This window comes from Pseudomonas sp. AAC (assembly GCF_000725445.1).
In the GTDB taxonomy this organism is placed as follows: domain Bacteria; phylum Pseudomonadota; class Gammaproteobacteria; order Pseudomonadales; family Pseudomonadaceae; genus Pseudomonas; species Pseudomonas citronellolis.
In genome coordinates, this window is the sequence record NZ_KL647098.1 from 29,332 (window position 1) to 41,633 (window position 12,302).

A 12,302-nucleotide genomic window follows, 5' to 3' on the forward strand; every position below is an offset into this window, starting at 1 on the left:
CTTCCTCCCCATAACAGCCAGCCCCTTCGGTTACCCTCCCCGGCTCCCACGAAAAAACGACCCGCCCCACGCCCCCTCGGCAAGGCCGGCGTCCGCAAAGAGGAACCCCCGTGACCCAAGCCCGCTACACCCCCGCCCAGATCACCCTGCACTGGCTCAGCGCCCTCCTGGTGCTGGCCATCATCGCCCTGCCCTACGGCAAGGACCTGTTCGCCGGCCTGCTCGGCGGCGTCGGCGGGGTGTTCACCCTGCACAAGTCCCTGGGCCTGACCGTCCTGGCCCTGACCGTCACACGCCTGCTGGTCCGCGCCCGCCATGGCGCGCCGCAGCTGCTGCCGGCCGACGAGCGCCTCACGCTGCTGGCCGCCAAGGCCGGCCATGCCCTGCTCTATGCGCTGCTGATCCTCATGCCGCTCACCGGCCTGCTGTTCGGCAAGCGCCCGGTGAACCTGTTCTGGCTCGTGGAAATCCCGCCGCTGCCGCTGTCCGATGCCGCGCGCGAGGCAGCCAAGGCCTTCCACGTCACCGCCCAGTACCTGCTCTTCGCCCTCATCCTCGGCCACGCCGCCGCGGCCATCTGGCACCACCACGTGCGCCGCGACGGCGTGCTGCGCGCCATGCTGCCGGCCCGCGAACAGGCCTGAGGCGTCACCCGGGGCCGGCTCGCCACGCGCCGGCCCCATCATCCCCATTCATCATCCTGATCGCACTTCCGGGCGATACCGCCGCTCCGCCCCGCTGCCTATCCTCGCCTGGCCGGCCCCGCCCCTAGACGCGCCTCCTGATCCGACCGGGGGCGGTGGCCGGCCCCTTTCGCAACCGTTCCCGGAGCAGCCCATGTCCACACCCGCCCCCTTCGACCTCAGCGGCAAGGTCGCCTTCGTTTCCGGCGCCAGCCGCGGCATCGGCGAAGCCATCGCCCACCTGCTGGCCCGCCAGGGCGCCCAGGTCATCGTATCCAGCCGCCGGCTGGAGGGCTGCCAGGCGGTGGCCGAGGCCATCCAGGCCGCCGGCGGCAAGGCCAGCGCCGTGGCCTGCCACATCGGCGAGCCGGAGCAGATCCAGGCCACCTTCGCCTGGATCCGCGAACGCTTCGGGCGCCTCGACATCCTGGTCAACAACGCCGCCACCAACCCGCAGTACGGCAACGTGCTGGACACCGACGTCGCCGCCTTCCAGAAGACCGTGGACGTCAACATCCGCGGCTACTTCTACATGTCGGTGGAAGCCGGCAAGCTGATGCAGGCGCAAGGCGGCGGCAGCATCATCAACGTCGCCTCGGTGAACGGCATCAGCCCCGGCGAGCTGCAGGGCATCTACTCGGTGACCAAGGCCGCGGTGATCAGCATGACCAAGGTCTTCGCCAAGGAATGCGCGCCCTTCGGCATCCGCTGCAACGCGCTGCTGCCGGGGCCCACCGACACCAAGTTCGCCGCCGCCCTGGTGCAGAACCAGGCGGTGCTCGACGGCATCCTGCAGCGGGTGCCGCTCAAGCGCGTGGCCAACCCCGAGGAAATGGCCGGCGCCGTGCTCTACCTGGCCAGCGACGCCTCCAGCTACACCACCGGCATCAGCCTGGCGGTGGACGGCGGCTACCTCATCTGATCCGAGCGCCCGCGGGCGCCCTTCTGACCTGCGAACGCACCGGGCCCTGGCCCGGTGCGCGCGTTGCCACGGGGAATTCCTTCAGACGATTCCCACGCCCCACCGAACCAGTGAATGAAGGACCATTCATCGCATTGCTGAACCCCGCTGAAACCCGCGCCACAGCACGACTCATACCTTCTTCCGACACGCCACTCGTACTTTCGCGCGCTTATCCGCCCCCGGCGCTCCACATAGCTTGTGCCTGCAGTCTTCCACCCCCTGCACTGGAGCGTTTCATGAGAACAATAACAAGACCTGGATTCTTCCAACCGCAGCTGCTCGCGCTGGCCGTCGCCCTGGGCGTGGCCGCCCCCGCCAAGGCTGTCAACTTCAACATCGGCGAGATCGAGGGGCAGTTCGATTCCTCCCTGTCCATCGGCGCCAGCTGGAGTACCCAGAGCCCCCACCAGGACTTCATCGGCTACAACAACGGCGGCAACACCGCCACCCACACCACCGACGACGGCCGCCTGAACTTCGAGAAGGGCGAGACCTTCTCCAAGCTGTTCAAGGGCATCCACGACCTGGAGCTGAAGTACGGCGACACCGGCCTGTTCGTCCGCGGCAAGTACTGGTACGACTTCGAACTCAAGGACGAGAGCCGGCCGTTCAAGGACATCAGCGACGACGGCCGCGACAAGGGCGCCCGCTCCTCCGGCGCGCAGCTGCTCGACGCCTTCGTCTACCACAACTACGACATCCAGAACCTGCCGGGCAGCGTGCGCCTGGGCAAGCAGGTGGTGAGCTGGGGCGAGAGCACCTTCATCCCCAACAGCATCAACAGCATCAACCCCATCGACGTCTCCGCCATCCGCCGCCCCGGCGCCGAGATCAAGGAAGCGCTGCTGCCGGTGAACATGTTCTACCTGTCGCAGAGCGTGACCGACAGCCTGTCCGTCGAGGGCTTCTACCAGCTCAAGTGGGAGAAGACGGTACTGGACAACTGCGGCACCTTCTTCGGCACCGACGTGGTCCCCCACGGCTGCAACCTGAACAACGCCAACAACGCAGCCCCCGGCTTCGGCGCGCTGATGGCGCAGTTCGAACCCATTGCCGCGGCCGCCGGCCAGGGCTTCATCGCCAACGACGAAGGGGTGATCCTGCCGCGCAGCGGCGACCGCGAGCCGGGCGACAGCGGCCAGTGGGGCTTGGCCCTGCGCTGGATGACCGACGACGTCGAATACGGCGCCTACGCCATGAACTACCACAGCCGCAACCCCTACTACAGCAGCCAGACCGCCAACGGCGCCACCCTCGCCTCGCTGGGGCGCATCCTGGCCGCCACCGGCGCCGCCTGCGGTGGCCGCCCGGGCTGTTCCTCGCTGGTCCAGGGCATGGCCCTGAGCACCGTGCTGGGCAACAGCAACTACTTCATCGAGTACCCCGAGGACATCCGCCTCTACGGCCTGAGCTTCGCCACCAGCCTGCCCACCGGCACCGCCTGGAACGGCGAGATCAGCTACCGGCCGAACATGCCGCTGCAGATCAGCACGCCGGACGTCACCCTGGCGGTGCTCAACCCGATCGCGGCGACCAGCTCGCCGAACATGCCCAACGTGCCCGGCGGCGACAACCACGGCTACGAACGCAAGCCGATGACCCAGGTGCAAACCACCTTCACCCACTTCTTCGAACAGGTGATGGGCGCCGACCGCCTGACCCTGGTGGGCGAACTGGGCCTGACCCACCTGAGCGACCTGGAACCCACCAGCGCCATGCGCTACGGCCGCTCCCCCGAGTACGGCCAGTGGGCGCCGGGCAACACCCACGGCTTCTACACCAACACCTCCTGGGGCTACCGCGCCCGCGGCATCCTCGACTACGGCAACGCCATCGCCGGCATCAACCTGAAGCCGAACATCGCCTGGTCCCACGACGTGGAAGGCTACGGCCCGACCTTCAACGAAGGCGCCAAGGCCATCAGCCTCGGCCTGGATGCCGACTACCGCAACACCTACACCGCCAGCCTGTCGTACACCAACTTCTTCGGCGGCGACTACAACACCCTGATCGATCGCGACTTCCTCGCGTTCAGCGTCGGCGTGAACTTCTGATCCGCGAGGACTCAACGATGAACAAAGCACTACGAGTGATCGGCGCATTCACCCTGTCCCTGCTGGCCGGCAGCGTGCTGGCCGCGGTATCCCCGGAGGAGGCCGCCAAGCTGGGCGCCAGCCTCACCCCGCTGGGCGCGGAGAAGGCCGGCAACGCCGACGGCAGCATCCCGGCCTGGACCGGCGGCCTGGCGCAGAACGCCGCCGAGGTGGACGCCAAGGGCTTCCCCGGCAACCCCTTCGCCAGCGAGAAGCCGCTGTTCACCATCACTGCGCAGAACGTCGAGCAGTACAAGGCCAAGCTGTCCGAAGGCCAGCTGGCGATGTTCAAGCGCTACCCCGACTACAAGATGAACGTCTACCCGACCCACCGCAGCACCGTGGTCCCCGACTTCATCAACCAAGCGGCCAGGACCAGCGCGCTGAAGACCAGCCTGGTGCAGGGCGGTAACGGCCTGCAGGGCTTCGCCGACAGCCGCTGGGTGGCCTTCCCGATTCCCAAGGACGGACTGGAAGTGGTGTGGAACCACATCACCCGCTTCCGCGGAGTGAACATCCTGCGCGCCTCGGTCACCGCCGCGCCGCAGACCAGCGGCAGCTTCACCGCCATCCGCTACGAGGAAGACCTGGCGGTGCCCAAGGGCATGGCCGACCTGGACGCCAAGGACGCGGAGAACCTCCTGTACTACTACAAGTCGCGGGTGACCGAGCCGGCACGCCTGGCCGGCAACGTGCTGCTGGTGCACGACTCCCTGGACCAGGTGAAGGAACCGCGCATGGCCTGGCAATATAACGCCGGCCAGCGCCGCGTGCGCCGCGCCCCGCAGGTGGCCTACGACAGCCCGACCACCGAAGTGGACGGCCTGCGCACCTCCGACGGCCTGGACATGTACAACGGCGCGCCCAACCGCTACGACTGGAAGCTGGTGGGCAAGAAGGAAATCTACATTCCCTACAACAACTACGAGCTGGCCTCGCCCAAGCACAAGTACGACGAGATCCTCAAGGCCGGCCACATCAACCAGGACCTGGCGCGCTACGAGCTGCACCGCGTCTGGGTGGTGGAAGCCAACCTGAAGCAGGGCGAGCGGCACATCTACGCCAAGCGCCGCTTCTACGTCGACGAGGACTCCTGGAGCATCGCCCTGTCCGACCAGTACGACGGCCGCGGCCAACTGTGGCGCGTAGGCGAGGCCATGCTGACCCAGGACTACAAGCAGCAGGTGCCCTGGTACGCCCTGGAATCCCTGTATGACCTGATCTCCGGCCGTTACGCGGTCAGCGGCATGATGAACCAGGAGAAGAGCTGGATCCGCTTCGGCGAGCCCTCCTCCGCCGCCAAATTCACCCCGGCTGCCCTGCGCAGCGACGGGGTTCGCTGAGCAGCAGCACCTGTGGTTTTGGGCGACCTTCGGGTCGCCATTTTTTTGTGGCCCGGGCCGAACCGTGGCGCCTCCAGTGCTCTTCGTAGGAGCAACTGTCTTGTCGGCCGCGCCGAGACGCTTTTCGTAGGATGGGTTGAGCCTTGGCGAAACCCATGCGGTTGCGGTGATGGGTATCGCTTCGCTCAACACCATCCTACGAAAGCCATGCTCGCTCATGCGGTAGGAGCGGACCTTGTCCGCGATTAGCCGGAACCTCCGGCGCGGTTCGCGGATGAGATCCGCTCCTACGCAACCCCACCCACGCCATTCCAATGTAGGAGCGCGCCCTGCGCGCGAATCGCGGGCAGGGCCCGCTCCTACAGGTCGCCGTGAAGCACGGTATTCCTCCCTGTAAGCTCGCTCCTACGAAAAGGCTCGCGGAAGAGCACCCTCTCCCCAGCCCTCTCCCGCAAGCGGGAGAGGGGGCCGTTCGGAGCGGTCGGGTGGTTCAGCGTCAACCGGCGAGTTCGTAGGGCGCATAACCGTTCGCGGTTATCCGCCGCATCTCGGCGCGGGGCGCAGGACAGTCGCACCTACGCCGCCCCACCCACGCCATTCCCCTGTAGGAGCGCGCCCTGCGCGCGAATCGCGGGCAGGGCCCGCTTCTACAGGTCGCCGTGAAGCCCGGCATTCCTCTTTGTAGGAGCGGACTCCGTCCGCGATCCGCCGCGCCGCTAGCGGGCGCGGGTCACTTGCGGCAGCGCGTAGCTGCCATCGAGGATGCTGGCGTCCGGCTGGTACAGGCGCAGCAGCAGGTAGAAGTCGCCCTTGGGCGCCGGCAGCCAGTTGGCCTTGCCTGCGCCGGCCGGCTGGGCGTGCTGGATGGGGATGCTGATCGAGCCGTCCGCCGCGACCTGCAGGCCCGGGGTGTCCGAGCCGACCTTGTAGCGGCCGATGGGGTTGTCCACCAGCATCTTGTCGCCGGCGTTGTAGATCGTCAGCGACCAGAACGCCCCCACCGGCGGCGCCTTGGCGAAGGTCAGGCGGTACGGGTTCTCGCCGTTGAGCGGCTTGCCCTGCTCGTCGGTGAAGCGGATCGGGTAGACCGCCTCCTCCGCCAGGTTGCCGCCCAGGTAGGCGCCGGCCATGACCGAGCGGCCCGGGTAGTCGTAGCCGAACTCCTTGACCAGGGCCACGTTCCAGCCATTGCGCAGCACGGTGGAGGTCATGGTGGCCTTGCCGGCCACCAGCGGGCCGTCGGCCAGGGCGCGCTTGAGCCCGCGCAGTTGCTCGGCGGTCAGCTTGCTGCGGTCGAAGCCGTGCTCGGGGGTGAGGCCGATGCGCGCCAGTTGCCCCACCAGCGCCTGGTCCACGGTCTTCATGCGGTTGTGCTGCATGGCGTAGCCCAGGTGGGTGAAGAAGCCCAGTTCGTCGCCATCGATCGACGGCAGCGCCGGCAGGCTTTGCTTCGCCGGCACGTAGCCGGCCTTGCCCAGCTGGCTCAGCGGGCGCAGGTCGAACTGCTTCTGCAGCGCCAGCACCGGCGCCAGGTCCTCGCCCTGGCGGATGTGCACGCGGCCCCACAGCCAGACCTTGTCGGTGCTCACCGGCAGCGCCTTGACGCCTGCCGGCAGGCGGCCCTCCCAGCCCGGCGGCACCAGGGCGAAGCGCCCGGCACCAGTGCCGGTGGCGCGACGGCCGATGTAGTGCTCCAGGTCGTGGTACATGTCGAAGACGTTGATCACGTAGTAGCGGTCGGCGGTGTCCGGCACGCTCAGCACGTAGGGCTCGTCCAGCTTGACCACCGCGCTCATGTACAGGGTGTCGTTGTTGGCGGTGGGCATGTCCTTGTCCGCCGGGGTGGACAGCGCCGTGGCCCAGCCGATCTGGTTCAGCGGCCCGCGGTAGCTGGTCGGCGGCTTGTTCGCCGGCACGTCGATGTACTCGCGCAGGATCCGCTCCAGGCGCACCAGCGGGTAGCCCCAGGTGTAGGCCATCACCCCCAGGTTGTAGGCGTCGATCTCCTGGGCCTGGGCGACCTTCTGCGGCGTCATCACCAGGCTGACCTGCGGATCGGCATAGCTCGGCGTGGCCAGGCAGTGGCCGGCGGCCAGGGCGACGGCCACGCTCAGCGCGGACAGCATCGTGCGTGTGGCTTTCATCATGAACTCCTTGCTCTGGGTTGGAACTGGTGCGGCCCCCGCCTGCGCGTCAGAACGAAGACAGGGGCACGGAAAGCGTCAGGTAGGCGGCGTGGCCCTCCAGGCGGTTGTAGGCGCCCTGCTCCTTGTAGGCCTTCAGGCGCAGCGACCAGGGCCGCGCGCCGGGGAAGTTCCAGGCCAGGGTCGCGCCCAGGGCCCGGGTGCGGCCCCGGAAGGGCCCGAGGCTGGCGCCGCGGCCGCCGTCGCCGGTCAGTTGGCGGTAGTGGTAGCCGAGCAGGCCGGCGGAGAAGCGCGGACCGAAGTGCTGCTCGGCGGCCCACTCCAGGTGCGCCTCGTTGCCGCTGCGGTAGTCGGTGGCGGGGTTGGCGGCGTTGATGGTGACGCCGGCGGCGACGGACAGGTCCAGGCCGATGGCCGGGTCGAACCAGGTCAGCGCGGCGAAGGGGTCGGCGCCCCAGTGGTGGAAGGCGACGTTGGCCAGGGCCTGGTCGTCGTAGTCGCCGGCCGGCACGTTCAGCGCCACCCCGCCCTGCCAGTGGAAGTTGCCGCGGTGCCAGCCGAGGAAGGCCGCCAGCACCGGGTCGCCGTAGGTGTAGTTGGAGGCGTGCACGTCGCTGGCGAAGCGCCCGCCCTGGGGCCCGGTCAGCTCGGCGTCGACGTCGAGGCCGGGCCCGCCCAGGGGCTGGCTCCAGGACAACCCCAGGTTGCTGCCGAGCAGTTGCGCGGGCGTGGACCAGAGCAGCGTCGGCATTTCCAGCCAGGTTTCGACCTGGATGCCGGCCACCACCTTGCCGTTCAGGGGGAAGTCCCGGCTCGCCCCGGCGCTGCCGCTGTAGCGGTAGAGGTCGTTCTGCAGGTACAGCCCCGGCGGCGGCAGCACCCCGGCCATGGGGCCGCGGGAACCGAGCAGGTAGAAGCCGGCGCCGTTCTCCACCGCCCAGCCCTGGCCGGCGCCGCACAGCAGGCAGCCAGCCAGCAGGGTGGATTTACAGCGCATGCCAGGCATCCGTCATGGCAGCAGGTGGCTGCCCATCGCCAGGCCGGCGGGCATGACGCCGGGCGCGGCTGCGGCGGCCGGCTCGTCGATGCGCTCGAAGTCGGGCATCTTGAACTGCTTGTCGAACAGCGCGTCGGTGCCGCCGTAGAAGCGCAGGGCCGGCAGCGGCCGCTTGCCGCCGGTGGGAATCCAGTTGGACTCCAGGCCCTTGGGCGCCTGCGGGCCGACGTAGAGGGTCACGCTGCCGTCGGCGTTCTTCTTCATCTTGTCCAGGCCGTAGGAGTCCAGCGTGGTGCGGTTCTGCGGGGTGTAGATGAAGGCCATGGTGGCGCGGTCGTAGAGGGTCAGCGACCAGAACTGCTTCACCGGCATGTCGGCCGGCACCACCAGCCTGTAGCTGGCGCCCGCCTCCAGCGGCCGGCCCCGGCTGTCGGCCATGGCCATCAGGTAGTAGGCCGCCGGCCGCTCGGGCACCTGCCGCGGCACCAGGGTGCACCAGAAGAACGCCAGGGCGCGGCCATCCACGTCGATGCGCCCGGGGTAGTCGAAGCTGAAGCCGCGGTTGGCGTCCGGCAGCAGCAGCGGCACGTACTGGCGGTCGGGCCAGTAGTAATAGTCCCTGGGCAGTTGGTCGAAGCGCTGCTGCAGGTAGAACCAGACGTCCACCACGGCCTGGCGCATCGCCCGGCGGGTCTTCTCGTCCGGCTGGTAGGGCTTGCCCTGCTCGATGCCCAGCGAGGCCAGCAGGCCGAGCATGTGCTTGTCCTCGGGCTGCACCGGTTCGTAGGTGACGGTGTCGTGGAGCAGTTGGAAATAGCGCTCGTCCTGCGGTAGCAGGGACGAATAGCGCTGGTTCAGCGGGTCGGCGAAACGCTGCTGCGGCGGCCGGGCCGCCTGCGACAGGTAGTACATCTTCAGGCGCCTGGCGTAGGCATAGGCGTCCGCCGCGCTCTTGCCCGGCGCACGCACCGAGCGGAAGGCGAAGACGATCCGCCGCGTCGGCGACACCACCTGGCGGTAGCCGGCCGGCACCGTGCCCTTGAAGTCCGGGCCGGTGAGCAGCAGCTTGTCGCCACGGCCGGCGTCGATTCCGGAGGGGCCGATGTCGGCGATGGTGCGCTGCCAGGCGTCCACCACCTGGCCGTAGAGGCTGCCGTCCGGGCCGGCCGCCGGCACCTCCAGCACCACCGGCTCGCGCCTGAGGTCGGAATAGGCGAAGACGTAGGGCGTGGAGCTGTTGGCGGTCCAGGTCTCGAACTTGGGCGTGGCCGTGCCGGACATGGCGACTATGTCGTTGTCCTTGATGCCCAGCCCGCCGAGGGTGGCCTCCCGCCCGCCCTGGGTCTGCACCCTGGGCAGCGACCAGAGCACCGCCTCGAAGGCGCGCTGGTACTTCACCTGGTAGTCGAAGTCGCTCACCGAGGGCTTTTCCCCCGCGGCGGGCTGCCCGCCCACCGGTTCCATGGTGACGGACTCGGCCGCCTGGCCCTGCAGGGCCAGGGCCAGCAACAGCGGCATCATCAGAGTTCTACGCGACATGAAAGGCTCCCCTGGAAATGACGGAAGGGTTGCCGGCCACGGCCCCAGCCGCGGCCGGCGCGGCTCAGCGGCGCTCGGCCTGCAGCGCCTTGGCGAGGGTCTGGTCGGTGAGCCAGCGCATCAGCGAGCTGGTCTTGCGCGCCATGCCCCGCAACAGCCTGGCGCGCAGGCCCGGGGTGATCATGAATTCGCGCTTGCGCAGCCCGGCGAGGATGCCGGCCACGGCTTCCTCCACCGTCAGCACCCCGGCGGTGGCGTTGAGCGCCTCGGTGACCTTGCTGCCATGCTGGCGCTCGTAGGTCAGCAGCGGCGTGGCGATCTCGCCGGGGCACACCACGGAGACGTCGATGCCGCGCGGCTTCTGCTCCAGGCGCAGGACCTCGGCCAGGCCCACCACGCCGAACTTGGAGGCGCAGTAGGCGGCCTGGGTGTAGCCGCCCACGATTCCCGACAGCGAGGCCACCAGCACCAGATGGCTGCCCCGCTGCATGTAGCGCAGCGCGCCGGCGGCGAAGTTGCGGCTGCCGATCAGGTTGATGCGCACCACCAGCTCGAAGGTTTCCGCCGGCAGTTCGGTGAACAGCGCGGTGCGCAGGATGCCGGCGGAATTGAAGGCGAAGTCCGGCGCGCCCAGCCTGGTGGCGGCGGCGTCCACCGCCGCGTCCACCTCGGCGGCCTGGGTGATGTCGACGATGAAGGCCTCGACTTTCTGCTGCGGCTGCCGGCACAGGGCGCGCAGCTCGGCGAGCACGCCCTCCTCCACCCGCAGGTCGAACAGCGCCACGCTGGCGCCCTCGCCCACCAGGGCCTTGGCGACCTGCAGGCCGATGCCGCTGCCGGCGCCGGAAATGAAGGCGACGCGCGGCGCGCCGTGGATCCACTGACTCATGCCTGGCTCCCCAGTCCTGCTGTTGCACTTGCGGCGCCTGCCGACGCCTGGCGTTGTGTACGGAAATGCTCGGCCAGCTCCGCCATGGCCGCCTCGAAGCTCACCGGCGGCCGGTAGTCGAGCAGGCGCCGGGCCTTGTCGATGGCGAACTCGTTGGGCCCGCCCATCAGGCGGAAGGTCTGCCGCGTCAGGTGCGGGCGCTGCGTCTGCTTGCGCAGGTGCCCCCACCACTCCAGGGCGCTGGCCATGAAGCGCGCCAGCCAGTTCGGCAGGCTTTTCGGCGGCGGCGTCTGCGCGGCCTGGGCCAGGGCCTCCAGGTAGGTCTTCCAGGTCACGCCGAAGCCGTCGGCGGCGATGAACACCTCGCCATGCACGAACGCCGAGCGCGCGGCGGCGATCAGCAGCGCCACCAGGTTGTTCACGTGCACCAGCCCGGCATCCCAGTCGCCGGAACCCAGCAGGCAGGGCGCGCCTTCGCGCAGCACCTGCACCAGCGAGTTCACCCAGGGCATGCTGCCCACGCCGAAGACGTTGGCCGGCCGCACGATGGTGCCCTTGAGCCCGCGCGCCACGCCCTCGCGGGTGACGCGCTCCTGTTCCTGCTTGCAGAACTCGTAGGCCGACGACGGCACGCCGACCGGGCTGTCCTCGCTCAGCCGGCCCTTGGCCAGGGCGCTGGCGAAGGCGCAGACGCTGGTGGTCACCACGAAGTGCGCGCCCCAGCCCAGGGCCAGTTCGATGGCCTGCTCGGTGCCCTTGACGGTCACTTCCACGTGGGACTGGGTGCTGCCCCAGTCGCTGACCACCGCGGCCAGGTGGAAGATGGCGTCCACCGGGCCGATCCGCTCGCGCAGTTCGAGCAGCCGGCGCACGTCGCCGACCACCACCCGGACGTTATCGCCCCACTCCGCCGGCACGGCTTCGCCGGGCATCATCAGGGCGACCACGGCCACCTGCTCGGCCAGCAACTGGCGCACCAGGTGACGGCCGATGAAGCCGCCGGCGCCGGTGACGAATGCGCTCTGCAAGCGGCTCATCTCACTCACCGAGCACGATCAGCTTGTCGCAGCTCTTGCCTTCGGCCGCGCACAGCGCGCGGTAGACGGCCAGCGCGGTCTTGGCGTCGAGGATGCGGATGACGTCGCCCTTCTCGTCGATGTCGACGTTGCTGCCGAAGATGGCGAACCAGACGTCGGCGATCTCCGTGGCGTCCTCGGCCACGCACAGGGTGTGCAGCGAATGCGCCGGCTCGTAGAGGTAGGAACCGGCCTTGTTCACCTTGTCCGGGTATTCGCGGTAGAACCACTCGCCCTGCAGGGTGACGGCGAACACCGGGCCGGTGTGGTAGTGGGTGTCGACGCCGAAGCCCGGCTTCATGCGGGTGCGGTTGATCCACAGGTTCTGGTTCAGGTCCACGTGCAGCAGCTGGATGGTGGAACCGTCGGGCAGGGCGACCCAGGGCAGGTCGTCCTCCAGCAGCAGGATCGCCTCGCGGGCGTGGTCGCGGGACACCACGGGGGCGTTCTGCATGGCGGCGAAGACTTGCATGGCGGCGGGGCTGAGCTGGCTCATCGGGGGTAAAACTCCGGTCTTGTTGTTCTGCGCGCGACGGGCGCGCGGGGGTAAACCTGGCGGCCGTCGGGCGGCCGC

Annotated in this window: 10 protein-coding genes; 4 read left to right on the forward strand and 6 right to left on the reverse strand. The window is 69.0% G+C overall.

What is annotated here, in order from left to right; genetic code table 11:
- The first annotated feature begins 110 nt into the window (after positions 1–110).
- From FG99_RS17760 to FG99_RS17775, 4 genes are all read left to right on the forward strand, one after another.
- Positions 111–644, forward strand: a complete 534-nt coding sequence (locus FG99_RS17760; RefSeq protein WP_043271624.1) for a cytochrome b — start codon at positions 111–113, stop codon at positions 642–644.
- A 193-nt stretch (positions 645–837) separates the two neighbouring features.
- Positions 838–1,605, forward strand: a complete 768-nt coding sequence (locus FG99_RS17765; protein WP_043271625.1) for an SDR family oxidoreductase — start codon at positions 838–840, stop codon at positions 1,603–1,605.
- A gap of 278 nt (positions 1,606–1,883) precedes the next feature.
- Complete coding sequence (locus FG99_RS17770; protein WP_043271627.1) at positions 1,884–3,701, forward strand: DUF1302 domain-containing protein; 1,818 nt, start codon at positions 1,884–1,886, stop codon at positions 3,699–3,701.
- Between the two features lie 17 nt (positions 3,702–3,718).
- Positions 3,719–5,083 carry a DUF1329 domain-containing protein gene (locus tag FG99_RS17775; protein ID WP_051879011.1) on the forward strand — a complete coding sequence of 455 codons (1,365 nt, stop codon included), beginning with the start codon at positions 3,719–3,721 and terminating at the stop codon, positions 5,081–5,083.
- Between the two features lie 716 nt (positions 5,084–5,799).
- On the opposite strand, the gene FG99_RS17780 is transcribed toward FG99_RS17775, so the two are convergent.
- From FG99_RS17780 to FG99_RS17805, 6 genes are all read right to left on the reverse strand, one after another.
- Positions 5,800–7,227, reverse strand: coding sequence for a DUF1254 domain-containing protein (locus FG99_RS17780; RefSeq protein ID WP_043271630.1), 1,428 nt, complete (start codon positions 7,225–7,227; stop codon positions 5,800–5,802).
- Positions 7,228–7,276: 49 nt separating this feature from the next.
- Positions 7,277–8,224, reverse strand: a complete 948-nt coding sequence (locus FG99_RS17785) for a SphA family protein (protein ID WP_043271632.1) — start codon at positions 8,222–8,224, stop codon at positions 7,277–7,279.
- A 12-nt stretch (positions 8,225–8,236) separates the two neighbouring features.
- Entirely contained in the window at positions 8,237–9,763 is a 1,527-nt protein-coding gene (locus tag FG99_RS17790; RefSeq protein ID WP_236695217.1) for a DUF1254 domain-containing protein, read from the reverse strand.
- Positions 9,764–9,827: 64 nt separating this feature from the next.
- A complete protein-coding gene (locus FG99_RS17795) occupies positions 9,828–10,652 on the reverse strand; it encodes an SDR family NAD(P)-dependent oxidoreductase (RefSeq protein WP_043271634.1) in 825 nt (274 codons plus the stop codon).
- Positions 10,649–11,689, reverse strand: a complete 1,041-nt coding sequence (locus FG99_RS17800) for an NAD-dependent epimerase/dehydratase family protein (RefSeq protein WP_051879013.1) — start codon at positions 11,687–11,689, stop codon at positions 10,649–10,651. Before FG99_RS17800 ends, FG99_RS17795 begins: the two co-directional genes overlap by 4 nt.
- Position 11,690: 1 nt before the next feature.
- Positions 11,691–12,224, reverse strand: coding sequence for a 2,4'-dihydroxyacetophenone dioxygenase family protein (locus tag FG99_RS17805; RefSeq protein WP_051879015.1), 534 nt, complete (start codon positions 12,222–12,224; stop codon positions 11,691–11,693).
- Positions 12,225–12,302: the final 78 nt, after the last annotated feature.

What these genes read in the sequence shown, in the direction of transcription:
- FG99_RS17765 (WP_043271625.1), top strand. Translation starts at nt 838, where the DNA reads ATGTCCACACCCGCCCCCTTCGACCTCAGCGGCAAGGTCGCCTTCGTT.
- FG99_RS17770 (WP_043271627.1), top strand. Translation starts at nt 1,884, where the DNA reads ATGAGAACAATAACAAGACCTGGATTCTTCCAACCGCAGCTGCTCGCG.
- FG99_RS17775 (WP_051879011.1), top strand. Translation starts at nt 3,719, where the DNA reads ATGAACAAAGCACTACGAGTGATCGGCGCATTCACCCTGTCCCTGCTG.
- FG99_RS17780 (WP_043271630.1), bottom strand. Translation starts at nt 7,227, where the DNA reads ATGAAAGCCACACGCACGATGCTGTCCGCGCTGAGCGTGGCCGTCGCC.
- FG99_RS17785 (WP_043271632.1), bottom strand. Translation starts at nt 8,224, where the DNA reads ATGCGCTGTAAATCCACCCTGCTGGCTGGCTGCCTGCTGTGCGGCGCC.
- FG99_RS17790 (WP_236695217.1), bottom strand. Translation starts at nt 9,763, where the DNA reads ATGTCGCGTAGAACTCTGATGATGCCGCTGTTGCTGGCCCTGGCCCTG.
- FG99_RS17795 (WP_043271634.1), bottom strand. Translation starts at nt 10,652, where the DNA reads ATGAGTCAGTGGATCCACGGCGCGCCGCGCGTCGCCTTCATTTCCGGC.
- FG99_RS17800 (WP_051879013.1), bottom strand. Translation starts at nt 11,689, where the DNA reads ATGAGCCGCTTGCAGAGCGCATTCGTCACCGGCGCCGGCGGCTTCATC.
- FG99_RS17805 (WP_051879015.1), bottom strand. Translation starts at nt 12,224, where the DNA reads ATGAGCCAGCTCAGCCCCGCCGCCATGCAAGTCTTCGCCGCCATGCAG.